This is a genomic window from Acidobacteriota bacterium (assembly GCA_016184105.1).
In the GTDB taxonomy this organism is placed as follows: domain Bacteria; phylum Acidobacteriota; class Vicinamibacteria; order Vicinamibacterales; family 2-12-FULL-66-21; genus JACPDI01.
Genome location: JACPDI010000027.1, coordinates 20,612 through 45,960 on the forward strand (window position 1 = coordinate 20,612; position 25,349 = coordinate 45,960).

The window sequence follows — 25,349 nt, forward strand, 5'->3', positions numbered from 1 at the left end:
GCGCCGCCTCAGGGGCGCTGCAGCCAGAAGGTGTAGCTGCCGCTGCCGCTGTACGAGTACACACGCCACCGGTAGTACCCCGCCGTGCCCGTGTACGCGATCTGCTCCTCGGAGGTCGCGCTCTCCGATGCCGCCACGGTCGCCCACCAGAAGCCATTCCACCTCTGCAAGTAGAGGTCGAAGTCCGCAGTGGCCGGCCCGCGCAGCCATCCGCGGTGCGTGCCGGACACGCCGGTGTAGTAGTACGTTCCGTTCGGCTGGTACTGCGACGCGCCGGTTCCGCTGAGCGAGCCGGTGTACTTCTCACAGGCGGTGCATGGATCGCCGCCGCTCGCCGAGACGGTCACGGACTTCGTCTCGACGTCGGTCTGCCCTACCGTGTCGGTCACCGTCAGCTGCACGGTGTACGTGCCGCCGGCGGCATAGGTATGCGACACGCTGGCGCCGGACGCACTCTGCCCGTCGCCGAACGTCCACGAGTAGCCGGCGATCCCGCGATCGTCGCTCGAGCCACTTCCATCAAACGTGCAGGTCACGCCGGTGCATGAAGACGTGAAGCTCGCCACCGGCGGCGTATCGGCCGGCGCGCCGCCGAAGATCGAATGCAGCAGCCGGTTCGGGGAGCCAGTGCCGATGCCGGTCAGCCGTCCCACGGTCGCGTTGTCGACGACGGCGGCATGCACGGTGCTCGGGGGCGCGCCCGGATCCGTCGCAAGATACAGCGCGGCGGCGCCCGCGACGTGCGGCGAGGCCATCGACGTGCCGCTGATCGTGTTCGTGGCGGTGTCGCTCGTGTACCACGCGGACGAGATGCTCGATCCCGGAGCGAAGAGATCGACGCACGTCCCATAGTTGGAGAACGAGGAGCGCGCGTCGGTGTTCGTGGAACTGCCGGCCGTCAGCGCCTGCGACACGCGCGCCGGGGAGGTGGTGCACGCGTCGGCGTTGCTGTTGCCGGCGGCAACCGCATAGGTCACACCGGCCGCCACGGAATTGCGCACCGCGTCGTCGAGCGCGGTGGACGCACCGCCGCCGAGGCTCATGTTGGCGACCGCGGGCCGGACCCGGTTCGACGTGACCCAGTTCACGCCGGCGATTACGCCCGACGTGGTGCCCGACCCGCCGCAGTCGAGGACGCGTACCGCGTGCAGCGTCACCCCTTTGGCGACACCGTACGTCGCGCCGCCCACGGTCCCCGCCACGTGGGTACCGTGGCCGTTACAGTCGTTGGTGCCGTTGCCGTCGGTGATCGCCGTGTAGCCGCTCGCGGAGACCCGGCCGCCGAATTCCGCATGCGTCCGCCGGATGCCGGTGTCGATGATGTAGGCGTGCACGCCGGAAGCGGTCGTGTTGTAGACGTACGTTCCGTTGAGCGGCAGGTCGGGCTGGTCAATGCGATCGAGCCCCCAGGTGGCGCTCGCCTGCGTATCGACGATTTCCATCACCGCGTCCTGCTCGACGTACCGCACGCGCGGATCGCGCGCGATCGCAGCCGCTGCCCATGCGGAGACCTCGAGCGCGAAGCCGCGGAGCGCGTGCTGGTAGACGAACAGCACGCGCCCGCCGTGCTGGAGCGCAACCGCCCGGGCAAGCGCAGGTATCTCGGCGCCCCCCACCTGCTCATCGTCCATGACGACGATGTACTGGTTGGGAATGGCGCGTTCGGGCGTCTGCACCTCCTGGGCGGACAGCGACAGCGACCCGGCGACCCACAACAACACTCCGGCGACGACTCGGCCTGCTCTGCACATGGCCTCTCCCCTGGCAAGGCGCTGCGTGCGACCGCCACGGCGCGCGCGCGTTCCTGCGGGGCGGGATAGTATCGCGGCAATGCTCGAAGGCGTGAGCGTGTCGGTGTTTCTCTGACAAAACAAAGACGAACCGGCAACCTCGCCAGGGCACACAGCGCGCAGAAGACGGGAACAGCCTTCATGCGCACACGCACACGATTCTACTGGTACACTGTTTTCAATGACTCTGCAGAGTGATGAACGGCCCGGGCGCAACGAGCCCTGTCACTGCGGCTCGGGCCGCAAGTACAAACACTGTTGCCTCGACAAGGACGAGGCGAAGGCGCGAGCCGCGCGGGCCAAAGCCGCCGCCGAAGCGCCCGCCCCGCCGGCCGAGGCGGGCCCGTCAACCGCCGGGCGCACGCCCAAGCCGCAGACCGAACAGCCCTGGAAGACGAGGACGACCCGCGGCTTCGTCCCGCGCACGCGCACGCCGCACAAGGTGGGGGGAAGCTAGCGCTGGGTTCGTCCCTACACACGGCGAGCTGTGAGCGGCGAGATACGCGAGAGCAGATCGAAGTCCCGGTCGTGGTGGATCACGGTGAGGCCGTGGCGCAGGGCGCAGGCGGCAATGAGGCAGTCCACGCCTGACCTGATCGTCACCCCCGCCCGCCGGGCGCCGCGGTAGAGATCCACGGCCTCGTCGAACACCGACGCGCGAAGCGGCGACTCGACGATGGGAAGCGCGTGCATCGCGTCCCGGGCGGTCTGAAAGGCGCGCTGCTCGCGAAACCCCTGCAGCACCTCCTGTATGACCGGCAGGCAGGTCACGATTTCGTCGAAGTCGACCACTTCGTCCAGGCGGAGGCGCGGCCGCGAGCGGAACGCTTCGATCCAGACCGACGTGTCAACGAGGACCACGGCGACGGCTCCGGTAGACGCCGCGATCCTCGCGGACCTCCGACAGGTTCCCCTCCCACAGGCCGGAACCGGCCAGGTCCATGATCCGGCGGGCTTTCGCGCGCCGGACGAAGTCCTCCAGTGCCCGCTCCACGGTTCGTGAATAGGTCCGCTCGCCGCTCAGCCGTGTCGCCTCCTCCAGGAGCTGCTCATTCAGCACAAGATTTGTACGTTTCATGTGTAAGAAGTGTACATCGCCTACGGGCCCGCCGCAAGGGGACCCTCCGTCGAACCGCGGCGCCGGCCTGGCCGTCTAATTCATGGTCGGCCTGCCTGCCCCGGAGGTCCAGTGTCGCTTTCGATCTTCCATGCCCGCACGCGTCTCGCGTGTGCCGCCGTCGCGATTGCCCTCTCCACGCTCGGGGCGCAGGCACAACCGGCGCCGTCGAACGACCTCGACCGGTTCATGGAGCAGGTGCTCGCGCGGCGCGAGGTGAACCGGAAGACGCTCAACGATTACGTGCTCGACGAAGTCGAATCGTTTCAGGTCCTCGGGCCGGGCCGCGCGCCGCTCTGGCGGACGAGGCGCGAGTACACCTGGTATGTCCGCGACGGCCGGCACGTGCGCAGCCCGGTCCGATTCGACGGCGTTGCCGTCGGCGAGGCCGCGCGTGACGAGTACGAGCGCGACTGGATCCGCCGCGAGAAGCGCCGCGCGGAACGCGACGCGAAACGCGAAGTCACGGTGACCGGCGTCGACCTGGGCCCCGGCGCCGTGCCGACCGAGCCGCGGTTCGTCTCTGAAGCGTATTTCATGGACTTCACGTTCGAGCCGGGCCACTACCTGCTTGCCGGGCGGGAAACGCTCGAAGGCCACGAGGTCCTGCGGGTCGAGTATTACCCCACGCACCTGTTCAAAGACGGTGACGACGAGCACGAGATCGAGCGGCGGATGAACAAGACCGCGCTCGTGACGCTGTGGATCGATCCGCGGGAACACCAGATCGTCAAGTACACGTTCGACAACGTCTGGCTCGATTTCCTGCCGGGCGCGTGGCTCGTGCGCGTGGACGAGATCCGCGCGTCGATGACGATGGGCCAGCCGTTCGCCGGCGTCTGGCTGCCTCGGGAGATCAGCATCCATGCCGGCCTGACGCTCGCGAACGGCTCCTTCGACGTCGCGCTCGGGCGCGCCTTTTCCAAGTACCGCGAGGCGGAGGTCACCTCCAAGATCAGGGTCCCCACGCCGCCAAAAGTCCCCGAGGTTCCTGATGCTCCGCCCGGGCCCGCACTTGTGCAGGTCCGCGAGGAACGCGGCCCCCACGGTCCCTGTATCGTAGACGAGCAACCCGCGACGGGCGCCCCCGAAATCATTCGGGAGGTGCGCGTGCACGGCAACGTGTTCGTGACCGACGCGGACGTTCTCGCGATCGCGCGGGTCAACGCGGGAGCGCCGATCGAAGCCGACACGGTCGCACACGTTCGGAAGCGCCTGGAGGAGAGCCGGCTGTTCGAAACGGTGGATGTGCGCAAGCGCTACCGATCGCTCGCCGACCCCGCCGACGTGGCGCTGGTGCTCATCGTGCACGAGCGGCCGGGCGTCCGGTCGGCCGCCTCGCCTCCCAGCCCCGTGCTCGGTCCGTTCAGGCGGCTTCGCAGCCAGGCGATGTTCCTGCCGATCGTGAGCTACGCCGACGGCTACGGCCTGACGTACGGCGCGCGGGTCAGCACGGTCGATCTGCTCGGCGCCGGCGAACGCCTCTCGGTACCCCTCACCTGGGGCGGCACGAAGCGGGCTGCGCTCGAGTTCGAGCGCACGTTCGGTCGCGGGCCGTTGACGCGCGTGACGTCGAGCGTGGCTGTGTGGAATCGCGAAAATCCGCGGTTCGGCATCGATGACGAGCGCGTCGAGCTCAGGGCCGGCGCCGAGCGGCGGTTCGCGCACGTCCTGCGCGTCGGCGTCGATACGTCCAGAAGCCGCGTGGATTTCGGGGCGCTGGACGATCGCCAATGGACCGCCGGCACGATGGCGGCGCTCGACACGCGCGGCGACCCCGCCTTTCCCGCCAACGCCGTTTACGTGAGCGGCGGGTGGACCGCCCTCCACGTGAGCGATCGGCCGCGCATCAACCGCTACTCCGCCGAGGCGCGTGGATACCTGCGCACGATCGGCCAGGCCGTCGCCGCGGGGCGGGCGCAGTACTACACGAGCGACGCGGCGCTGCCTCCGTACGAACGCCTGCTGCTCGGGGGATCGTCCACCCTGCGGGGCTTCCGGGCCGGCGCGTTCGATGGCGATCGGGTGCTCGTGACATCCGCCGAGCTGCGTGTGCCCCTGACGTCGGTCATTCGCGGCGCGCGTTTCGGTATCACGGTGTTCGCCGACGCGGCAAAGGCCACCGACCGCGGCGTGCGCCTCGGCGACGTGCCGTGGCACGCCGGCGCGGGCGCCGGCGTGTTCATGATCGCCTCCGTGCTGAAATTGAACCTGGATCTCGCGCGCGGCTTCGACGGCGGCGGCACGCGCGTGCACCTGTCGTCCGGCTTCGCGTTCTGATTTTCCACCGCAGAACGCGGGACTTTCACACCTCAGCGCCCCCTGAACCCGTCCATCCCCGAGTGGATGCCGAACAGATCGGCCACGCGGTCGAAGAGCGGAGCCGGGAGCAGCCGCAGGGCGGGCAGCAGGCGGACGAGCGGGGGCATCAGGACCCGGCGCTCGTCGCGCCGAATCGCGCGCAGGACGCGGTCCGCCACTTTCTGCTCCTGCAGGATCGGCAGCAGCAGGGGAAACCGCGACGTCACGCCGGCGAACATGCCGGTATCGATGTAGTACGGGCAGACCACGGTCGTCTGCACGAACGGCGCCGTTCGACGAAGCTCGGATCGCAGCGACTCGTCGAAACCCACCGCCGCGTGCTTGCTCGCGGAATAGTCGGACTGCCGGGCCACGCCGATGAGCCCCGCGGCGGACGCGATGGTCACGATGTGCCCGCGGCCGCGCCGGATCATCTCCGGCAGAAACGCCTTGGTCGTCCAGTACAGCGCGAGGGTGTTGACGGCAAAGGTGGCCTGGATGCGATCGTCCGGAATCTCGAGCAGCGGCCTTCCGGTGACGATGCCCGCGTTGTTGATGAGGATGTCAATCGGGCGGTACACGGCCGACAGCGCGGCCGCGGCCGTGTAGACCGCCGTGCGGTCCGAAACGTCCACCACGCGCGAGTGCACCCACGACGCGCTCTCGGCGCGCAGTTCCCGCGCGACCGCGCTCATGCCCTGCTCGTTGATATCCCACAGCACGACGGCGGCGCCCGCCCCGGCGGCGCCGCGCGCGAGCTGCCGTCCCAGGCCGCTGGCGGCACCGGTGATGAGAACCGTCTGCCCCGCGAACTCGGTCATCGCACTCCCCTTACTGCACCCACGGCAACCGCTTCAACACCCTCATGGCGAGCACCATGACGCGCTCGTACGTGTGCTGCCGCATGAACGGTGGCGCCGCGATCGGGAGCAGGCGCTGGACGGCGACCGTCTGCGCCTCGGTGTATTTCAGCAATCCCTGCTCGCCGTGCCTGCGGCCAAGCCCGGAGCCCTTGAAGCCGCCCATCGGCGCGCCCATCGATCCCCAGGCAGCCCCGTACCCCTCGTTGATGTTGACGGTCCCTGCCTGGAGGCGCGTCGCGATCCGGCGCCCGCGCCGCGTGTCGCGCGTCCACACGCTGAAGTTCAATCCGAACGGGCTCGCATTCGCGCGTTCGATGGCTTCGTCTTCGGTCGCAACTCGACACAGCGAGACGACGGGGCCGAAGGTCTCTTCGCCGCAGACGGCCATGTCCGCCGTGACGTTCTCGAGGATCGTCGGCTCGTAGAAGTACGGACCGATGTCAGGCCGCGCGCGGCCGCCGGCCAGCACGCGCGCCCCAAGCGCCACGGCCTGGTCGACGTGGCGCGCCACGGCGTCGAGCTGCTTGCGCGAGACGAGCGATCCCATGTCGGCGGAACCATCGTCGAGGCCGGTGCCGAGTCTCAGCGCGTTCGTCGCTTCGACGAACCGCGGCACGAACACGTCGTAGATGCGCTCGTGGACGTAAAGCCGCTCGATCGAGATGCAGAGCTGCCCGCTGTTCGAGAAGCACGCGGTCACCGCGCCGGGGACGACTCTTTTCAGATCGGCGTCGTCCAGCACGATCATCGCGTTCTTGCCTCCCAGCTCCATTGACGACTCGATCAAGCGCCCGGCGGCCTGCCGCGCGACGATCCGGCCCGTCGCCGTGCTGCCCGTGAACATCAGGAAGTCGATTTCCTCGATGAGCCGCGGCCCCAGCGCCGCGCCTTCGCCGGTGACGACCTGGGCGACGCCGGAGGGCAGTCGGGCCTTCTCGAGCAGGGCTACCGCCCAGAGCGCGGAGAACGGCGTCTTGAGATCCGGCTTGATCAGGACCGCGTTGCCGGCCGCCAGCGCGGGAAGCGCGTCGGTGATGCCGAGCGTGAGCGGGTAGTTCCACGGCGCGATGAAACCCGCGACGCCACGCGGCGGATGGTGCTCCCACGCCCGTGTGACCAGGGGGAACGCGCCCTGACGGCGCCGCGGCCGGAGCAGTCCGGGCGCGACGTGTCCGTAGTAGCGCGCGACGTTTGCGGTGTCGAGCACTTCCTCCAGCGCGTCGCGCCGCGCCTTCCCGCTCTCGAGCTGGATCAGATCGAGGATTTCTTCGCGACGGGCGAGGACCAGGTCGTGAAAGCGGAGGAGCACCGCGGCCCGATCGCGGGCAGGCACCGCGGCCCACGCGGGCTGCGCGCTCCGCGCGCGCCGGGCGGCGGCACCGACGTCAGCGGGAGTACAGCGCGGCACGACGCCCAGCAGGCCGTTGGTGAACGGCAGGGTGACGGCCTCTTCGGCGCGCGGCGCCTCGGTGAGCACTCGTGCCGCCAGCCCATCGAGCAGCGCGCGATCGATCCTGGCCGAGAACCGCTCCGTCGCGTCCGTCTGAATCGCTGGTGTCATGTCTCGGCGGCGTTCCTCACGTGTAGCTTACGCCCGAAGCCCATCCGGACCGCAACAGATGAGCTTCATAAAATTGCCGTGCTGTACGCGGCGCGCGCCGCTAGAATCCCCTCCCCATGGACGGAATGAAGATGCAGCCGTCATCGCTGTGGTTGTTCGGGTCACCCTGGCTGGCGCTCGCGCCCAGGCCGCGCTTGGCACACCCCCGCCAGATTTCGCACTGATGCCTGCCGCCCGTCAGCGCGCTGTCAGCCGCGGGGATCCCGTTCCGTCGCTCGAACCGACGGGTGAAGCGCCATCGCCGCTCGGGGTGCCTGGATCGACAACGCTCGACGCGTTCAGGCTTCAGGGTTCAGGAACATCCTGAACCCTGGAGCCTGCGGCAGGATAGCGGCGATCCGGCGCGCGAAGCATGCGCGTGGCCGCGTCGGTGGAGATGGCAAGCGTCCCCACGACTGCCGCGAGACCCACGACCATCGCGAACCACGGTTCCAGGCTGCCACCCGAGTACAGGAGCGTCAGGCTGATGCTGACGGCAATCCACACGCTCGCGATCGCCGTCGCCTTGGCTTTGCGGGGAAGGGGCCGGCCGCCGTCGATGAACGCCATGTAGGGCGCGAACAGCCGGTTGCGCAGCAGCCGCTGTTCGAGCCACGGACAGCTGCGCGCGAAACAATACGACGCGAGGAGAAGGAAGATTGTTGTCGGGAGCCCGGGAAGCACGGCTCCCAGGGCGCCGAGACCCGCCGAGATCACCCCCGCAGCGACCAGCAGCCACCGGCGCACCCGCGACATCACGCTCCATTAAAGCGGACCCGACGGCCGAGCTCAAGCTCGACGGATCGCACCGCGGTACCGCGCTTGCTCCCACGCCGGACGGGCGAGCGGAGCGCCCCTCCCGGTGGACGAAGCGATGGCGACCCAGGAGCGGAGGGACCACGCGCAGCGCGATCGCCGCGCGTCGCGCCGCGGAGGGCGTCGGAAGTACGACGCCGGAAAGCCCTGGTGGATGCGGAGACGGTTGTGGCCCGCGGCCGCATCCACCGCCTGGGTGCTGTGGCGGCGCGTCCGGCGCCCGCGCGAAGGCCGGCCTGCGGTGTGAAATCCCGGGAAAGATGTAAAAACCTCCCGCGAATCGTCTGTCCGTATGAGTTTCGACGGTTTACGGCATTTCACACCGCATCCAGAACCAGCACTGCTGTAACGAGTTGCGCGGGCCCGTGACGGCCGGGCTGGTGGCGCGGCTTTTGACACTGGCGAACGCGTGACCGTCCACTCCGAGGATTGGCTGGCCAGTGCGGCCTGTCACCGTGGCAGCGGCGCCGATGACGACGCGGCGCCGCGCGTGCGGTTCTCGGACCTGGAGTCCCACCAGAAGCGCGAGCTGGCGGGATTTGCCCTCGCCGCGGTCGCGACCTGCACGTTCCTGCTGATGCCGCTGCTGCTCGTCGGCGACGAAACGGTCGAGCGCGAGCTGTCCTTGCCGGCCGGCACGATGGCGAAATCCATCGCGCCGCCGGCGCCGCCGCAGATCGCGGGCGCGACGACGATCCCCGGGCCGGAACTGAAGAGACGAGCGCCGGTACGCAAGGCCTCGCGCGCGCGCGCGCCGCGAAAGGCGCCGCTGCCTGCTCTTCTCGCGGGTGGGAGGACGATTCCCGCGGTGGTGACCCTGGCGGACGCGCGCGAGGGGATGGCCCGGCCGGATCGGCGCGCTTCGCGGGGCCTGGTCTCGCGGGTGTTGCTCGGCGACGGACGCCACCGCGTCCGTCCCTTCCCTGTCCCCTCGGCGGTCGAGGACTGACCGCTAGCCGATCTGCAGCGACGGCATCGGCTTTCCCGCGAAAATGCGGCGGCACGGGCGTGCCATCAGCCGCACCCAGCGCACCGAACGCGTGACGCGCGCGCTGTCGGTGGCGATGCCGGTATTCGCGTACATCTGGCGATAGATCTTCGAAATGAGCACGAACGCGATCCGCCCCTTGATCGAGGTGACGGCGCCCGAGCGGGACCAGATGCTGCGAATGCTGTAAAACCGGTCCCACACCTCCTGCGTGCGCCGGCGGATTTCCTCGGGGCTCATGATCGGGTGCTTGATGTAGACCTTCGTGCGGATGGCCTGCGGGATGAGCCAGTGCCGCGTGACGGGCACGCCGCCGATCTGCTCGGCGGACTCCGCCATCGTCTTTTCCCATGCCGCGAAGTCCAGGGTGCCGGGGAACGGCGTGAGCATCACGAACTGCGCGAACGTCACGTCGGCGCGCTGCGCGACCGAGAGGGTCATGTCGAAGGTCTCAGGCCGATCGCTCGGCAGCCCGAAAATGAAGGAGCCGAGCACGTGCACGCCGTGGCGCTTGAACTGGCGCAGCTTCTCGACGAGCGCTTCGCCGCTGTCGTTGAACCCCTTGTAGACGTCTTTCAGGCCCTCGGCGGTGACCGACTCCACGCCGACCAATGCGCCGCGGATGCGCGCGCGGTGCATGGCCTCGAGAAACTCGGGATCCTCGGCCGCCTCCATCGTGATCTGCGTGAAGAACACCGTGTCTTCCGGAAGGCGCGCGAGCTGCCGCATGAACTCGAAGCGCTCCTCGCGGAGCGCCTGGAGCCGCTCGAACTGCGACGAATCGGCGCGGCGCTTCGCCATCCGCAGGTCCTCGAGCGTCACGGGATAGAAGTTGTCGTCGGCGAGCGCGATGAAGCGGAACCCGCGGCGCCTGAGATCCACGATCTCGCCGATGAGCGCGTCCACGCGCCGCTGCCGCGGCTTCTGCCCGTCGGTGCGCCACACCGAGCAGAACGAGCAGTGCTTCGGGCAGCCGCGTACCGTCTGCACCGAGGCCCACATGTAGCGTCCCTTCGGCAGAAGGTCCCAGCGGCCCGGGAGGAACGCGTCGGATTCGATCTTGCCGCCCTCGTAGGTGCGCTTCAACGTCCCGGCTGCGGCATCGGCGAGCACCACGGGCCAGATGCGGTCGCCATCGCCGCTCACGACCGCGTGCGCGCCGCCCAGCGAAAAGGCCTCTTCCGGATACAGCGTGGCGTGGATGCCGCCGAAGACCACGGTGGCGCCCGCCGCCCGGGCCGCGGTGCCCACCTCGTAGCCCCGGAGCGCGTTCCCGGTGTGGATCCCGATGCCCACGACGTCGCCGGCGGCAACCGTGGACAGGTCCAGCGGCTCCAGCGTTTCATCCGTCAAACGCGGCACGCCGTAGTCCGCGGGGGTCGCGGCAGCCAGGACGTACAGCCATCTGGGTGTGATGACGCCGATGCCGAACGCCACGTGGCTGGGGTTGATGAGGTGCACCGTCATGCAGGAAATGATACTCCCCCTTGCCGCGTGCGAACCTGAGACAATGAGCGATTCAGGGGCATCCTAATGAAAATGGCCGGATCCGAGCCGAAACGTGCGGCGAACATCACGCGGGGCGCGTGGGAAGAGGCCCGCGCGCTCGTCTGGGCCCGGCGCGGGCGCCTCGCGGTCGGCCTCGTGCTGATGCTCATCAACCGCGTGTCGGGCTTCGTCCTGCCCGCCACCTCCAAGTTCCTGATCGACGACGTGATCGGGCGCGGACGGCGCGAGCTGCTGGTTCCGCTGGCCCTCGCGGCGGGCGGCGCGACCATCGTCCAGGCGGTGACCTCGTTTGGCAACTCGCAGGTGCTCGGCGTGGCCGCGCAGCGCGCCATCACCGACATGCGCCGGCGCGTCGAGGCGCACGTCGCGCGGCTGCCGGTGGCGTACTTCGACTCCACGCAGGCGGGTGTCCTCATCTCGCGCATCATGACGGACGCCGAAGGCATCCGGAACCTGGTCGGCACCGGCCTGGTCCAGCTCACGGGCAGCGTCGTCACCGCGGCGATCGCGCTGGCGATCCTCTTCTATTTGAACTGGTGGCTCACGGCGGTGACGCTCGTCGCGCTCGGCGCGTTCGGCGGCGCGATGGCGATCGCGTTCAAGCGGCTGCGGCCGCTCTTCCGCGAGCGCGGCAAGATCAACGCGGAGGTCACCGGGCGCCTCAACGAAACGCTCGGCGGCATCCGCATCGTCAAGACGTATACGGCGGAGAAGCGCGAGGAACTGGTGTTCACGAGAGGGGTGCACCGCCTGTTCCGCAACATCGCGAGGTCGATCACCGGCGTCTCGGCGATCACCGCCTTTTCCAGCATCGTCGTCGGCATCATCGGCGTGCTGCTCATCGTCATCGGCGGGCGGTCGATTCTCGACGGGCACATGACGCTCGGCGATTTCCTCTTTTACATCTTTCTCACCGGCCTGATGGCCGCGCCGGTGGTGCAGATCGCGTCGATCGGCACGCAGATCAGCGAGGCGTTCGCGGGGCTCGACCGCATCCGCGAGATCCTGCGGATGCCCACTGAGAGCGACCAGGACAGCCGGCGAGCGCCGTTCGGCGCGATCGACGGGGACGTGGTGTTTGGCGACGTGAGCTTCGAGTACACCGCGGGGGCGCCCGTGCTGAAACGCGTGAGCTTCCACGCGCCCGCCGGGACGACGACCGCGCTCGTCGGGTCGAGCGGGTCGGGGAAGAGCACGCTCATCAGCCTGGTCATGGCGTTCAATCGCCCGCTCTCCGGGCGCGTGCTCGTGGACGGGCGCGATCTGGTCGACGTGCGGCTGCGCGACTACCGCGCGCAGCTCGGCGTCGTGCTGCAGGATAACTTCCTCTTCGACGGGACGATCGCTGAGAACATCCGCTACGGCCGTCCCGACGCGACGCCGGAACAGGTGCGGGACGTCAGCCGCATCGCGCACGTCGACGAGTTCGTGGATGGCTTCGAGAAGAAGTACGACACGGTGGTCGGCGAGCGCGGCGTGAAGCTGTCGGGCGGGCAGCGGCAGCGCGTGGCGATCGCGCGCGCGATCCTCGCCGACCCGCGGATCCTGGTGCTCGACGAGGCGACGTCAAGCCTCGACAGCGAGAGCGAGGCGATGATCCAGGACGGCCTCCGGTCGCTGCGCAAGGGGCGCACGACGTTCGTCATCGCGCACCGGCTGTCCACCATCCGAAGCGCCGATCAGATCCTCGTGCTCGAGCACGGCGAGATCGTCGAGCGCGGCACCCACGCGGAGCTCCTCGCGCTCGGCGGGCGCTACCGCACGTTGTACGACAAGCAGTACAGCCTGGAGACGGATCGATTCATCAACCCGGGGGAGGATTTCACGCCGGAGCCGGAACCGGTGGCGCTGCCGGACACGCTCCGGCCGGACCGGGCGCTGTAGCGAGCCTACCTGTCCTTCGAAGGACCCGTCTCGACGTGAAAGACCTGAACCGCAAGCTCGCGTTGATCGGCGCTTTCGCCCGTTTCGTAGGGCACGAACCAGGACGCGGACTCGATCGCGACCTCAATGTCGCACGACTGGGAAACATCGCTGGGAACGACGACGCGCCGCGAGAACTGCAGTCCTCCCGAGAGTCGAGCGAGCACCCGGTTGCCCGATACCAGTTGGATCTCCGCCGTGTCGGCGTGCCGCGCCCGAGGCGTACTCCCCGACAGCTCGAACTCGATCTCTGTGCCGGGGCGCCGATGGACGAGCATCGTCGCGCGGCGGCTGGCCCACCGCCATGTGCGTCCCGTGCGGCGGTCGAGTTCCGGCTCGTGCCATCCTGACGCAAAGGTAAACAGCGTGCCGTCATCCGGCTGGTAGTCGAAGTGCTCCACGGTGACTGGAATGAATTGATCCGTCGCGGTGTCCGGCGCGCTGCGGATGCTGACCGTGGCATACGGGCCGTTCCCCGCCAGCTGGTCGGGCCGCAGGTGGACGAGAGCACGATAGTGACGTTCCCGCGCATTGGCGAACAGGGTGCGCGCAGGACGGCCGTCCACCTCGATCACGACACGCACCGGAGGGTCGCTCGCCGGGCCAACGTGCCGGCCCGCCACTGCGAGCACGGCTCCTTTGGGGACCCGCCGAATCAGCGCGATCGCGCCGTTCCAGGACGGGCCTTCTCGACGGCGCTCCGACATGTCGTTGATCTCAGGCGTGAGGGCGAATCCCTGGACCGCAATCCACGCGGGCGGCCGCAGCTCGAGCCACCTCACGGCCCGCGGCCGCAGGCCTCCGAGCATGCGGGCGGCCCGCACGTCCAGCTCGTACGCCCCGAGTACGCTCTGGGATCGCCGGTCGAACAGGGCGAGGTCAGTCCGCTGCGGATTCGCAAGGAACCAGACGGGCGTGCTGTTGCCGCGCGCCCAGTGTTCCACCAGCGCGCGCCGCGCGCGGCGCGCCCTTGACCAGACCATGTGCCAGGGCGGCGGGGACGGCAGAATCTCGTGAATGCGAAGCAGATTGCGATGTCCGGTGACGAATGCGGGCCGGGCTTCGCTCGCGCGCTGGTGCATGTCGCTGAGGACTCTCATGGCCGGCGCACCATCGCGGGCGTAGGCACTCAGACCTTGCGCGGAGACCAAGAGACTCGCACAGGCCAGTAACAGAACAACCGCTTCCCGCCACACGCGCGGTACCGCCTCGACGCTTACACCGACGAGGTACGCCACGGAGACAATCACGGGGAGGGCATATCGGGTGGTGGCCGTCTCCTGGAAGATGAGGTGAAACAGCAGGTAGGGAACCGCACAGATTGCCAGGCCCAACGCGCGGCGAGGCGACGCGCGCAGCAGCCGGACGGCGCCATAGACGGCGGCGGCGAGGATCACCGCTGCGAGAGCCGGGCTTCCCCATGGCCTCACGAACGTATTGCCGAGGCTCTCCAGCGTCTGCCGGGCGGACGGCGCCGCGGCAAGCATCATCGGGTTCGACCAGTCGTGTCGCGTCTGTTCCGTCAGCGCGATCCAGTACTTGCGCGGCCCCACGCTGGCAAGAAGCGGCACCAGCCAGAGCGCGACGCCGGCGCCGAACGAGCCGCACGCGACGGCGGCCTCCCTCCGCGATCGCGTCCGCAGCGCGACAACGAGGAGAGCGGGAACCGTGAGCAGCGCGGTCTGCACACGCACGCCCACCGCGATCCCCGCCACGATCGACGCGGCGGTGATCTGGCCTCGCGCCATCAACAGGTACGCGCCCAGAATCATGAATAATCCCGGTACATCGCTGAGGGGGCAGGCAGCCAGCATCCAGAGCAGGGGCGCGGAGGCGACGACCAGCGTGACGCATCGCGCCCGCGCGGAGCCACCACCGCCGGCCCGCCGTATGAGGCGCCACAGCAGAACGATGGAAAGCGCGCCGGTAACCATCGACAGCAGCCCGAGCGCCGGCGCTTCCGGTCCCGCCAGAGGGTGAACGGGCATTCCCAGCGACCGCCAGAGCCATGTCGCCGCCTTGCCGGCAACGATGTAAACAGGTGCGCCCGGGGGATGCGGCTGGTGCGCCGCCACGTCGAAGCGTCGAACGCCAAGCGCGAAATTGAACGCGTCGAGGTCGCCGGGCGCGTCGACGAACCAGGCGGCGTGCAGGAACAGGAACAGGACGAGGAGCGCAGGCACCGCCCACGCCTCGGCCTTCGCGCTGGCGCGCACGATGAACGAGCGGTGCGGCAGCGCGTCCGCCAACCCCGCAAGGGGGAGCCCGGTTGTCCAGACCCTGTAATCCCGCATACCCAAGGCCGGTAAGTCTAATGCATCAGCTCCGTATTACCAGCGTATGATCGCGCCGTGCGGACCTCACCCTGTCATATCGCTCCCGCCCTGCTCGTCCTGGTGACCGCTGCGCCGCCGGCCGCCGCCCAACAGCCCGCTCCGGAATCGCGCCGTGCATGGATGGATCTCGCGCGCACGCCGCCAATGGGCTGGAACAGCTGGAACCGGTTCCAGTGCGATGTCAGCGAGACGCTGATTCGAGAGACGGCCGACGCGATTGTCGCAAGCGGCATGAGGGAGGCCGGCTATCTCTATGTCGTGATCGACGACTGCTGGCAGGTGTCACGCGACGCGTCCGGCCTCATCGTGGCCGACCCGAAGCGGTTTCCCTCGGGCATGAAGGCGCTGGCCGATTACGTGCATTCGAAAGGCCTGAAGTTCGGCCTCTACTCCGACGCCGGCTCGAAGACCTGCCAGGGGCGGCCGGGCAGCAATGGATACGAAACCGAAGACGCACGACAGTACGCCGCCTGGGGCGTGGACTACCTGAAATACGACTGGTGCAGCACCGACGGCGTGGACCCGAGGATCGCCTACACGACGATGCGGGACGCGCTGCGGGCCACCGGCCGGCCGATCGTGTTCAGCATGTGCGAGTGGGGACGAAGCCAGCCCGCCACCTGGGCGCGCGGCGTGGCACACCTGTGGCGCACCACCGGCGACATCCTGCCCTGCTGGGACTGCACGGAATCGTGGGGCGGGCACGGTTGGGTCCGGATCCTCGACAGGCAGACCGGGCTCGAAAAGTACGCCGGGCCTGGCGGGTGGAACGACCCCGATATGTTGCAGGTGGGCAATCCCGGCCTCAGCATCGCCGAGAACCGCGCGCACTTCAGCTTCTGGACGCTGCTCGCCTCGCCGCTCATGGCGGGAAACGACGTGCGGCAGATGACGCCGGAGGTGCGCGAGATCCTGCTCAATCGCGACGCCATCGCGGTCAACCAGGATCCGCTCGGCCGCCAGGGACGCAAGGTCCGGGACGACGGCGATCTGGAAGTGTGGTCGAAGCCGCTGGACGGGGGCGCTTACGCCGTGATTCTGTTCAACCGCGGCGAGACGAACGCAACGGTCGCCGTCTCGTGGCAGGAGCTTGGCCTGCCGTTCGACGCGGCCAGGCCGGTGCGCGATCTCTGGCAGAAGAAAGACCTCGGGGCGGTCACCGGCACCTTCGCGGCGCCGGTCGCCGCACATGACGTCGTCATGATCCGAGTCGGCTAGCGGGCTACCGATGCCGCGCTGATGGCCGCGGCGCATGGGTGGCCGGCAGGAGAACCCCGATGACGAACATTGCGCGCATGCGCCAGATGATAACCTGTGTGGTCGTCGCCATGACGACGGCTCACGCATCTCCCCCCGAGGGACCGGCGGTCTCGCGCGTCCGTTTCGGCACGTTGGCTGATGGCTCCGCCGTCGAAGTGTTCACGATCACCAACGCCTCCGGAGTCGAGGTCCGCGCGATGACGTACGGCGGCATCATCCTGTCTCTGCGCGTGCCCGACCGCGAGGGCCGGCTGGACGACGTGGTGCTCGGCTTCGACACCGTGGCCGACTACGAGAAGAAGAACGACGCGTATTTCGGCGCCATCATCGGCCGGTACGGCAACCGCATCGCGAAGGGGCGCTTCACGCTCGACGGCGAGGCGTTCAGCCTGGCGATCAACAACGGACCGAACCACCTGCACGGCGGCGTGAAGGGGTTCGACAAGACGCTCTGGAAAGGAGACCCATTCCAGAACGGCCAGGCGGCGGGGGTTGTGTTCACCCGCACGAGCCCCGACGGTGAAGAAGGATACCCAGGCACGCTCACCGTCCGTGTCACCTACACGCTGAACGATCGCAACGAGCTGGCGGTCGATTACCAGGCGACGACCGACAAGCCGACGATCGTCAACCTGACGCAGCACAGCTACTTCAACCTCGCGGGCCAGGGCAGCCGCGACATCCTCGGTCACCAGGTGCAGATCAACGCCGACCGGTACACCCCGGTCGATCCGACCCTGATTCCGAGCGGCGAGCTCACGCCGGTGGCGGGCACGCCTTTCGATTTCCGCCAGCCGGTCGCGATCGGCGCGCGCATCGACGCGGATCACCCGCAGATCAAAGTCGGCCCCGGTTACGATCACAACTGGGTGCTGAATCGAACGGGGAGCGGGCTGCAACGCGCCGTGCGCGTCACCGAGCCTTCGAGCGGGCGGACGCTGACGATCGCGACCACCGAGCCGGGGCTGCAGTTCTACGCGGGCAACTTCCTGGACGGAAGCATCACGGGCAAGGAGGGGCGCGCGTACAAGCGGCGGTTCGGCTTCTGCCTCGAGACACAGCACTTCCCCGACTCGCCGACCCGGGCGAGCTTTCCGTCCACGGTGCTGCGGCCGGGCGAAGAGTACGTGTCGCGGACGGTGTTCGCGTTCGGCGTCGAGTAGCGGCAGCCGCCTCACTGTCCCGGCTCCGTCGGGCCCTTGTCACCAGAAGGCGATATTCAGACCGATCGTGACCGCCAGCACCACGACCGCGAGCACCGCGGGCCGGCGGTGCCACGGCTCGTGTCCGTGCTCCGGCATCGGCGTCAACCCGTACACGAGCCCCTTCAATGACGCGGGATCCGGCGCGCGCGTGACGAGGCTGATGGCCACCGTCAGCACGAAGCACGCCGCACACGCCCAGATCGCGCCCCAGAAGTTCTGCGCCATGTCCGATGGATAGGCGTGCCACGCTGCGAGCTTGGGCAGCAGCGATGCCGCCGCGCCGGCGACGGAGGTGAGCTGGTAGTGCAGCAGCGCCGCCAGCGTGCCCCCCACGAGCCCCCAGAACGCGCCATGGCCGGTGGCGCGACGCCAGAACATCCCGAGGAGAAATGTCGCAAGGAGCGGCGCGTTCACGAAGCTGAAGACCAGCTGCAGCATGTCCATGATGTTGTTGAAGCGCATCGCGATGTAAGCCGTCGCGACGCTCAGCGCGATGCCGGCCACCGTCGCGGCGCGCGCCATCCGCAGGTAATGCTGGTCGGGCGCGCCGGGGTTGATGTGCCCCTGGTACAGATCGTAGGTCCACACGGTGTTGAACGCCGTCACGTTGCCCGCCATGCCCGACATGAAGCTGGCCATGAGCGCTGTCAGGCCGAGGCCGAGGAGCCCGGCCGGGTAGTAGCGCGCCAGCATCGACGGGATCGCCATGTTGTAATCGGGCGTCCCGTCCGGAAGCATCGGCAGCAGCGGCGGTGATCCGGCAGGCGGTGAGAGCGTCAGCGCCATCGCGATCAGGCCTGGCAAGATCACGACGAACGGGAACAGCATCTTCGGGATCGCGCCGATGAGCGGCGTCCGCTGGGCCGCGTTCATCGAGTCGGCGGCCATCGCCCGCTGCACGACGAGGAAGTCCGTGCACCAGTAGCCGAACGACAGCACGAACCCCAGTCCCATCACGATGCCGAACCATTCGATCCCCATCGGGTTGGCCGTCGCGCTCCCGAGGTTCGACCAGACGTGCGTGAAGCCGTCAGGCAGCCGCGCGCGCATGCCGCTCCAGCCGCCCACGTCGCGCAGGCCCATCCAGACGAGCGGCGCGAATCCGATCAGGATGAGAAAGAACTGCAGCACCTCGTTGTAGATCGCGCTCGTCAGCCCGCCCAGGACGATGTAGCCGAGGACGACCGCGGCCGAGAGGAGAATGCTCGCCGTCATGTCCCACCCGAGGAGCAGGTTGAGCAGCTTCGCCATCGCGAACATGCTGATGCCGGACGAGAGCACGGTCATCACCGCGAACGACAGCGCGTTGAACGTGCGGGTGTTTTCATCGAACCGCAGCTTCAGGTATTCCGGCACGCTGCGGGCGCGCGAGCCGTAGTAGAAGGGCATCATGAAGATGGCGACGAACGCCATCGCGGGGATCGCGCCGACCCAGTAGAAATGGCTGGTCAGCCAGCCGTACTTGGCGCCGCTCGCCGCCATCCCGATCACTTCCTGCGCGCCGAGGTTGGCGGCGATGAACGCCAGCCCGGCGGCCCACGCCGGGATGGATCGGCCCGCCAGCAGGAAGTCGGTGCTCTTCCGCATGCGTTTCCTGAGGAGGACGCCGATCCCGAGCACGCAGGCAAAGTACATCGCGATGATGACGTAATCGATTGTCGAAACACGCATGCCGTTACGCTCCTGTGGTGCACGCCATCATGCGCGCGCCGCCGGCGGGGGACACGAGGAACACCTGGCCGGGACGGCCGGTTTCGGCGCGATACGCGTCCCGCACGGCGTCGGAGAATCCGCCGGCCGCGTCGCGGTGCAACAGCGCGACGGCGCACCCGCCGAAGCCCGCGCCCGTCATCCGCGCGCCGGCGCACCCGGGCTGCCGCCGCGCGATGCGGACGATCGCGTCGAGATGGGGAGAGGACACATCGTAGAGCGTGCGCAGGCTCTCGTGCGACGCGTCTATCAGGCGCCCCGCCGCCGCGAGGTCTCTTTCGCGCAGCGCGGCAGCCATCGCGCCCGGCCGGAGGTTTTCGTCCACCACGTGCTGCGCGCGCCGGCGGACGATCGGGTCAAGGCCATCTCCGGCCGACGCGAGCAGCGCGCGATCGACGTCGCGCAGCGCACGGACCGCCGGAGCGACCCGTTGAATCGCGACGATGGCCGCCTCGCAGGCGGCGCGTCGATCGTTGTACGCGCTGGCCGCCAGCGCCCGCGGCACGGCGGTGTCGAGCACGGCAAAGACCGCGGTGGGCGGCACCCTCACTCCTGTGCTCTCGAGCGAGCGGCAGTCGAGCAGGAGCGCCTCGCCCGGACGCGACAGGGCGGACGCGAACTGGTCCATGATGCCGCACGCAACGCCGACGAACTCGTTCTCGGCGCGCCGGCAGAGGCCCGCCGCCGCGACCGGGTCCCACCGCTCCCCAGCGAGATCCGTGAGCGCCCGGGCGCAGGCGACCTCGAGCGCCGCCGACGAAGAGAGTCCGGAGCCGGACGGCAGATCAGATTCGATGGCGAGATCGGCGCCCGCGACGACGTATCCTGCCTCGCGCATCGCCCACGCCACGCCGGCGACGTAGGTAAACCATCCGAGCTGGCGCGCTGGACCAAGGGCGTCGAGCGCCGCCTCGCGCGTTTCGCCGAACGCCGGGCTGTGCGCCCGGATGACGCCATCGCGGCGCGGCGCGGCTGCCACCGCGATGCCGCGATCGATCGCCATCGGCAGGACGAACCCCTCGTTGTAGTCGGTGTGCTCGCCGATCAGGTTCACCCGGCCCGGCGCGAAGCAGACGCGGGCGGGCGCGGCGCAGAACCGGTCGCTGAACCGCGCGCAGGCCGCTTTCGCCAGCGCTGGTGCCGGGGCATTGCGCTGCGTCATCGGCGAACCGGCCGTTCGCGATCGGCGTCGTCACGACGCGAGCCGCCGGAGGCGGCCGGATCAGATGGAGGTCGAGCGCGCCGAAGGTGTGCGGCGCGCGCTCCCGTTCCACGGTGCAGGTCAGCGATCGTCATGGCGATAGTGACGCTCTGAAGACTCGCGCAGCCGGGCCGCGGCCTCTTCCGGCGTGAGATCCCGCTGGGGCTCACCGGCGAGCTCGTATCCGACCAGGAATTTGCGGATGTTCGCCGATCGCAACAGCGGCGGCTGATAGATCGCGTGCAGCCGCCAGTACGGGTGAGGCTCGCCATGGGCCGGCTCAGCGTGCCAGGCCATCGAGTAGGGACACGAAGAGGTGAACAGGTTGTCGTAGCGGACCGTGAGACGCTTCAGGGCATCCGCCAGCGCGTCGCGCTCGGCGTCGGTCAACGACGGCAGATCTCGCACGTGACGCCGCGGCACCACCATGGCCTCAAACGGCCACACCGCCCAGAAAGGCACGAGCGCCACCCAGGCACTGTTGGCGCACACGATCCGATCTCCGCTTCGGAGTTCCTCAGCGAGATAGTCGCCGACGAGGTCACTGCCGTGCGCGGCGAAATACGCCCGCTGCATCCTGTCTTTCCTGGCAGCCATGGTCGGCACGTGTTCGGTCGCCCAGATCTGGCCATGCGGATGCGGATTGCTGCACCCCATCATCGCCCCCTTGTTCTCGAACGGCAGCACATAGGCGAACGGCCCGCCGGCCGCAAGCGCCGCACACTCCTCCGCCCAGCGATCGACGATGGCTCGAATGGCGGGGCGATCCATCATTGCGATCGTGACGTCGTGCCGCGGCGAAAAACAGACGACGCGACACCGCCCGCGCTCAGGGGTCGATACCAACAGCCGACGGCTCGGCGGCCCGCCGGGGGCCGCAGGCAGCAGCGCAGGAAAATCGTTGTCGAAGGCGAACGTGCCGCTGTAGGCGGGGTTCCGCTGCCCGCCGACCCGCTCGTTGCCGGGGCAAAGATAGCAGCGGGCGTCGTGCTGCGGAAGGTCCTCATCGCTCCCGGACTCGACCTGCCCCTGCCAGGGCCGTGCGAGGCGCTGCGGCGACACCAACACCCACTCATCGAGCAGCGGATTGTAGCGGCGATGTGGAAAGGGAGATTCAGCCGCGCGCATCGCGCGCTCGGGTCAACGGAACGATGTACATCGACTCCTCGAACGAGTGCCTCATCGGTCGGCCAGCCAGTCCGTCCGAAGATCCGCCGCGCGGCGCGCCCGTTCGTGGGCGCGCCGGCCGGCGGACGGGACTAGAAGAAGAATCTCGCCCCGAGCTGGATGACACGTGCGTCGCGGCCCAGCGACACCACCTTGCCGAAGTTTCCGTCCTCGATCCCGCTGACGGGGTTGTTCAGGTGCGCCTTGTTGAAGACGTTAAAGGCCTCCAGCCGGAGCTGCACGGTCGGCGTGCGCTCGCCCCATGGCAGGCGAACGTTCTTGAACAGCGACAGGTCCGTGTTGAAGTACGACGGCCCGCGCAGCGCGTTGCGCCCGACCGTCGCGAGCGTTCCCTGGGCCGGCAGCGTGTAATCCGCCGTTGTCAGAACCCCGGACAGCCACTGTGCTTGCGAGGGACTGCCGAGATCGGCGCTCGTCAGGTTGACGCGCTCCCCCGACTGGCCATCCGCATTGAAGTCGCACCGGGGGTAAGCGTAGCCACACGTCACGTTGAACGGGCTGCCGGACTGGTAGACGGTCACCGTGTTGATTTGCCAGCCGCCGAGCAGGGCACGCAGCGCCCTGGCGTTCGAGCGGAACGGGATCTCCCAGACCGCGTTCCACTTGAACGAGTGGCGGATGTCGTAGTCGGCAGGTCCTTTCTCGCGCCCGGGATCGGTCAGTGCCTCGGGATCTCCGCCGTAGTCGGTCGCCTTCCCCACGGTATATGCCGCCTGAAAGGCGAATCCCCGCCTGTAGCGGCGGCTCACCTGGGCGGCCAGGCCGTGATAGCTCGCATCGATGCGGTTCGCCGTGATGTCGATCCTCCCGAAGCTCCGGTTGAGGCGATCGAGCACGCCATCCAGCACGTCGCCCGCGACGCGGTTGACGTCCGTGCTCGTCGGCGCGTCGCTGCCCAGCAGGTTCCGGCTCGCCGACCCGACATAGCTCACGTCGAGAACAACGCTCCATCCGAGCTGCCGCTGCACGCCCGCGAACCAGTTGTACACGTAGGGGATCGTGATCGCCGGGTCGATCGCGCGCAGTTCGACCCGCGCGCCGCGGATCCCGCCGTTCTCGTCGAGCCCCCTGCCGAGCGCGGGATTCGGCGAATAGCTCGGCCCCAGCGTGTAGACGATCGGAACCGACGGCGTCTGAATGCTGGTGGTCGCCGCCGCGAACAACGGCGGGTTCAGCCGCTCGTCGCTGAACGCCGTGTTGTTGATGCGATTGTACGACACCCCGGCGCCGCCACGCACGACGAGCTCCGCATCTCCCGCAGGATCCCAGGCGATGCCGACACGGGGTGCGACATTGTTCCAGTCGGTCTTGTAGATCGCATCCACCAGTCCGGCTTTCGCGCGCGCGACCTGCTCCTGCAGGCTCCCGCCCGGTCCGAGGATGATGCCGTTGAACGGACCTTCCTTCTTCCGCGGGTTGCCGAAATTGTCGTAGCGCAGGCCGAGGTTGAGCGTGAGATTCCGCCGGAGCTTCCAGTTGTCCTGGAAGAACAGCCCCCACTCCTTCGTGATGAACGTCCCGGGACTCGAGACCGCCTGGCCCGTCGCGGGGTCCACGGCCCGCGTCTCGGAGAACGGCTCATCGTCGACGAAATCGAGGATGCTCTGGAACCTGTAAGTCGGACGCCTCCAGAGATTCAGGAAACCAAAATCCCTCGTGTACCGGAACTCGCCTCCGGTGCGAAAGCTGTGCGTGCCGCGGCTCAGCGTCACGACGTCGCGAACTTCGAGGTTGTTCTGGGTAAACGAAATCGGCTGCCAGAAAGGCACGCCGAACCCGTAGCTCAGGCCCGCGATGCTGATGGTCGGCGCTTCGGGCGTCGGGTCGCCGGTCTCTCCATGCTGGCGCACCCACCCGACCGTCAACTCGTTCAGGGTCCGGCTGGACAACACGCGCGAGTAACTCGCCGCGAGGAGCTGGTTGAGAAACGGGTAGTCGTGGTCGAACGGGGGCCGGACGTACACAAACGGAGTATTGATTTTGTTCACGTAGTACGACGCGCGAATCCGATCGCTGCCGGCGCGCAACACCTGGTCGATCCGTGAGTTGAACTGGTCTCCGATCGTCTTCGCCGTCAGCGCCAGCGAAACAGTACCGACATCGGGGACGCCGTCCGGGATCGTGGACCACACGTTCGCCCCCGGCAGGGGACCGCCCAGATCGCGGAACCCGCCGGTTGGATACATCGACGGCTTGTATCTCTGAAGCAGCTGCGCCGCGATGGAGTTCGGCCGGTTCGTCGCGACCCAGTTCACGAGCTGTTCGGTCTCGACGGTGCGGAGCGCGGCGCCGCCGCCTTCCTGCCGCAACCCGTCATACGAGAAGAAGAAGAAGGTCCGGTCGCGGCGGATCGGTCCTCCGAGGCTGAGGCCGAACTCGTTGCGGCTGTAAGGGGGCTTGGCGGTCTCGAAGATGTTTTTCGAGCGCAACCGCTCGCTGCGGTTGAACTCGAACGCGCTTCCCGACAGCTCGTTGGTCCCCCCTTTGGTGATGACGCTGACGATGGCCCCGGCGTTACGTCCGAATTCCGCCGAGGCGTTGTTCGCGATGATCTGAAACTCCTGCACCGCCTCGACGTTGGGCACAATCAGCATCGAACCGCCCCACGGGTTGCCGCTGACCGTGATGCCGTCGACAAACGTGTTGTTTCCGCTCTCGCGCACGCCGTTGGCGGTGATGCCGAGCCCCTGCTCGGGGGCGAACAGGCTGGCCGTGCTGGGAATGCCCACCACGCCTGGCTGCAAGCCCGCCAGGGCGAGCGGGTTCCGGCTGACGAGCGGGAGATCGACAATCTTCTCCATCTCCACGACCGCCGAGAGCTCGGCCTTCTCGGTCTGGATGTCCGCGACGCGGCCGACGACCTCCACCGTCTCGGACAGGTCGCCGGGCTGCATCCGGAAGTCCATCCCGACCGTGGCACCGACCGAGACGGTGACGTCCCGCTCCACCATCTTGCGGAACCCCGTCAGCTCGGCGGTCACCTCGTATCGTCCCGGATCCAGGCTCGGCATCCGGTAGACGCCGACGTCGTTTGACGTTGCCGTGATCGTCACTCCGGTGGCGAGATTGCGAACGGTCACGGTGACCCCGGGCACGACCGCACCGGATCGGTCGGTTACCGTGCCCTGGATGGCGCCCAGCTGCTGCTGGGCGCCCGCCGGAGCGGTGATGACTCCGAGCGTGACGCAGGCGATCGCGATCGCGCTCGCACGCACGAGCCCGCGGCACTGTCGGTGGACTGCAGACATCATGGCGGAACTCCTTCCAACACGCCGGCCCGCTGAGGGGCCGGCAGCGAGAGCGAAGGACCGCGAGGGGAGGCGCGCCGCGCGGCCCGCAAGCGAGGGGGAAATATGCGCCTGGAAAACCCTAGTTCCGGCGGTTTCACTGCGTTACCGTGAACGTTCACGGAACGCGGCATACGCTACCGCATCCGCGGCACCACGGTCAAGCAGCGTCCGGAATGGCGTATGATGCCAGGCCGTGGCCGTCCGCATCGCGCGCCTGAAACTCCATCGCAGCAGGTGCTGAAGGCTCGCGCG

18 protein-coding genes and 1 pseudogene are annotated in these 25,349 nt (G+C 68.4%); 6 read left to right on the forward strand and 13 right to left on the reverse strand.

Going from position 1 to position 25,349, the window contains the following annotated elements; all coding sequences use genetic code 11:
- Window positions 1-8: 8 nt before the first annotated feature.
- Window positions 9-1,751 (reverse strand): S8 family serine peptidase, encoded by a 1,743-nt coding sequence (locus HYU53_09780; protein MBI2221483.1) that lies wholly within the window; start codon window positions 1,749-1,751, stop codon window positions 9-11.
- A gap of 220 nt (window positions 1,752-1,971) precedes the next feature.
- On the opposite strand from HYU53_09780, the pseudogene HYU53_09785 reads away from it, so the two are divergent.
- Window positions 1,972-2,085, forward strand: a pseudogene (locus tag HYU53_09785) (SEC-C domain-containing protein).
- A gap of 176 nt (window positions 2,086-2,261) precedes the next feature.
- Here the strand turns inward: HYU53_09785 and HYU53_09790 are convergent.
- A complete protein-coding gene (locus tag HYU53_09790; protein MBI2221484.1) occupies window positions 2,262-2,651 on the reverse strand; it encodes a PIN domain-containing protein in 390 nt (129 codons plus the stop codon).
- Entirely contained in the window at window positions 2,638-2,868 is a 231-nt protein-coding gene (locus tag HYU53_09795) for a type II toxin-antitoxin system VapB family antitoxin (protein ID MBI2221485.1), read from the reverse strand. Before HYU53_09795 ends, HYU53_09790 begins: the two co-directional genes overlap by 14 nt.
- Before the next feature lie 111 nt (window positions 2,869-2,979).
- Between HYU53_09795 and HYU53_09800 the strand changes: the two genes are divergently transcribed.
- Window positions 2,980-5,187, forward strand: a complete 2,208-nt coding sequence (locus tag HYU53_09800) for an FtsQ-type POTRA domain-containing protein (GenBank protein MBI2221486.1) — start codon at window positions 2,980-2,982, stop codon at window positions 5,185-5,187.
- Between the two features lie 32 nt (window positions 5,188-5,219).
- Here HYU53_09800 and HYU53_09805 read toward each other — a convergent pair whose 3' ends face one another.
- From HYU53_09805 to HYU53_09820, 4 genes are all read right to left on the reverse strand, one after another.
- Window positions 5,220-6,029, reverse strand: a complete 810-nt coding sequence (locus HYU53_09805; protein MBI2221487.1) for an SDR family oxidoreductase — start codon at window positions 6,027-6,029, stop codon at window positions 5,220-5,222.
- A 10-nt stretch (window positions 6,030-6,039) separates the two neighbouring features.
- The gene (locus HYU53_09810; protein ID MBI2221488.1) at window positions 6,040-7,632 is read right to left on the reverse strand and encodes a succinate-semialdehyde dehydrogenase (NADP(+)); all 1,593 of its coding nucleotides are present in this window, start codon (window positions 7,630-7,632) and stop codon (window positions 6,040-6,042) included.
- 100 nt (window positions 7,633-7,732) lie between these two features.
- The gene (locus HYU53_09815) at window positions 7,733-7,981 is read right to left on the reverse strand and encodes a M36 family metallopeptidase (protein MBI2221489.1); all 249 of its coding nucleotides are present in this window, start codon (window positions 7,979-7,981) and stop codon (window positions 7,733-7,735) included.
- The gene (locus HYU53_09820) at window positions 7,978-8,427 is read right to left on the reverse strand and encodes a YbaN family protein (GenBank protein MBI2221490.1); all 450 of its coding nucleotides are present in this window, start codon (window positions 8,425-8,427) and stop codon (window positions 7,978-7,980) included. Before HYU53_09820 ends, HYU53_09815 begins: the two co-directional genes overlap by 4 nt.
- 469 nt (window positions 8,428-8,896) lie before the next feature.
- Here HYU53_09820 and HYU53_09825 point away from each other — a divergent pair, with 469 nt between their 5' ends.
- A complete protein-coding gene (locus HYU53_09825; protein MBI2221491.1) occupies window positions 8,897-9,436 on the forward strand; it encodes a hypothetical protein in 540 nt (179 codons plus the stop codon).
- 3 nt (window positions 9,437-9,439) lie between these two features.
- Here HYU53_09825 and HYU53_09830 read toward each other — a convergent pair whose 3' ends face one another.
- Window positions 9,440-10,942, reverse strand: coding sequence for a radical SAM protein (locus HYU53_09830; protein MBI2221492.1), 1,503 nt, complete (start codon window positions 10,940-10,942; stop codon window positions 9,440-9,442).
- 72 nt (window positions 10,943-11,014) lie between these two features.
- Between HYU53_09830 and HYU53_09835 the strand changes: the two genes are divergently transcribed.
- The gene (locus HYU53_09835) at window positions 11,015-12,868 is read left to right on the forward strand and encodes an ABC transporter ATP-binding protein (protein ID MBI2221493.1); all 1,854 of its coding nucleotides are present in this window, start codon (window positions 11,015-11,017) and stop codon (window positions 12,866-12,868) included.
- Between the two features lie 5 nt (window positions 12,869-12,873).
- Here the strand turns inward: HYU53_09835 and HYU53_09840 are convergent, their stop codons facing one another.
- Window positions 12,874-15,201, reverse strand: a complete 2,328-nt coding sequence (locus HYU53_09840; GenBank protein ID MBI2221494.1) for a DUF2029 domain-containing protein — start codon at window positions 15,199-15,201, stop codon at window positions 12,874-12,876.
- A gap of 162 nt (window positions 15,202-15,363) precedes the next feature.
- Here HYU53_09840 and HYU53_09845 point away from each other — a divergent pair, with 162 nt between their 5' ends.
- On the forward strand, window positions 15,364-16,461 hold the full coding sequence (locus tag HYU53_09845) for a glycoside hydrolase family 27 protein (protein MBI2221495.1): 1,098 nt from the start codon (window positions 15,364-15,366) through the stop codon (window positions 16,459-16,461).
- Between the two features lie 110 nt (window positions 16,462-16,571).
- Window positions 16,572-17,666, forward strand: coding sequence for a galactose mutarotase (locus HYU53_09850; GenBank protein MBI2221496.1), 1,095 nt, complete (start codon window positions 16,572-16,574; stop codon window positions 17,664-17,666).
- A 39-nt stretch (window positions 17,667-17,705) separates the two neighbouring features.
- Here the strand turns inward: HYU53_09850 and HYU53_09855 are convergent, their stop codons facing one another.
- The 4 genes from HYU53_09855 to HYU53_09870 form a co-directional block, all read right to left on the reverse strand.
- Entirely contained in the window at window positions 17,706-19,379 is a 1,674-nt protein-coding gene (locus HYU53_09855; protein MBI2221497.1) for a sodium:solute symporter family protein, read from the reverse strand.
- Between the two features lie 4 nt (window positions 19,380-19,383).
- Window positions 19,384-20,580: a galactokinase gene (gene galK / locus HYU53_09860; protein MBI2221498.1), complete on the reverse strand. Its 1,197-nt coding sequence runs from the start codon at window positions 20,578-20,580 to the stop codon at window positions 19,384-19,386.
- A gap of 120 nt (window positions 20,581-20,700) precedes the next feature.
- Window positions 20,701-21,747: a UDP-glucose--hexose-1-phosphate uridylyltransferase gene (locus HYU53_09865; protein ID MBI2221499.1), complete on the reverse strand. Its 1,047-nt coding sequence runs from the start codon at window positions 21,745-21,747 to the stop codon at window positions 20,701-20,703.
- Between the two features lie 131 nt (window positions 21,748-21,878).
- A complete protein-coding gene (locus tag HYU53_09870; GenBank protein ID MBI2221500.1) occupies window positions 21,879-25,058 on the reverse strand; it encodes a TonB-dependent receptor in 3,180 nt (1,059 codons plus the stop codon).
- Between the last annotated feature and the right edge of the window lie 291 nt (window positions 25,059-25,349).

What these genes read in the sequence shown, in the direction of transcription:
- HYU53_09780 (MBI2221483.1), bottom strand. Translation starts at nt 1,751, where the DNA reads ATGTGCAGAGCAGGCCGAGTCGTCGCCGGAGTGTTGTTGTGGGTCGCC.
- HYU53_09795 (MBI2221485.1), bottom strand. Translation starts at nt 2,868, where the DNA reads ATGAAACGTACAAATCTTGTGCTGAATGAGCAGCTCCTGGAGGAGGCG.
- HYU53_09805 (MBI2221487.1), bottom strand. Translation starts at nt 6,029, where the DNA reads ATGACCGAGTTCGCGGGGCAGACGGTTCTCATCACCGGTGCCGCCAGC.
- HYU53_09810 (MBI2221488.1), bottom strand. Translation starts at nt 7,632, where the DNA reads ATGACACCAGCGATTCAGACGGACGCGACGGAGCGGTTCTCGGCCAGG.
- HYU53_09820 (MBI2221490.1), bottom strand. Translation starts at nt 8,427, where the DNA reads ATGTCGCGGGTGCGCCGGTGGCTGCTGGTCGCTGCGGGGGTGATCTCG.
- HYU53_09830 (MBI2221492.1), bottom strand. Translation starts at nt 10,942, where the DNA reads ATGACGGTGCACCTCATCAACCCCAGCCACGTGGCGTTCGGCATCGGC.
- HYU53_09835 (MBI2221493.1), top strand. Translation starts at nt 11,015, where the DNA reads ATGGCCGGATCCGAGCCGAAACGTGCGGCGAACATCACGCGGGGCGCG.
- HYU53_09840 (MBI2221494.1), bottom strand. Translation starts at nt 15,201, where the DNA reads ATGCGGGATTACAGGGTCTGGACAACCGGGCTCCCCCTTGCGGGGTTG.
- HYU53_09845 (MBI2221495.1), top strand. Translation starts at nt 15,364, where the DNA reads ATGGATCTCGCGCGCACGCCGCCAATGGGCTGGAACAGCTGGAACCGG.
- HYU53_09850 (MBI2221496.1), top strand. Translation starts at nt 16,572, where the DNA reads ATGACGACGGCTCACGCATCTCCCCCCGAGGGACCGGCGGTCTCGCGC.
- HYU53_09855 (MBI2221497.1), bottom strand. Translation starts at nt 19,379, where the DNA reads ATGCGTGTTTCGACAATCGATTACGTCATCATCGCGATGTACTTTGCC.
- galK (MBI2221498.1), bottom strand. Translation starts at nt 20,580, where the DNA reads ATGACGCAGCGCAATGCCCCGGCACCAGCGCTGGCGAAAGCGGCCTGC.
- HYU53_09865 (MBI2221499.1), bottom strand. Translation starts at nt 21,747, where the DNA reads ATGCGCGCGGCTGAATCTCCCTTTCCACATCGCCGCTACAATCCGCTG.
- HYU53_09870 (MBI2221500.1), bottom strand. Translation starts at nt 25,058, where the DNA reads ATGATGTCTGCAGTCCACCGACAGTGCCGCGGGCTCGTGCGTGCGAGC.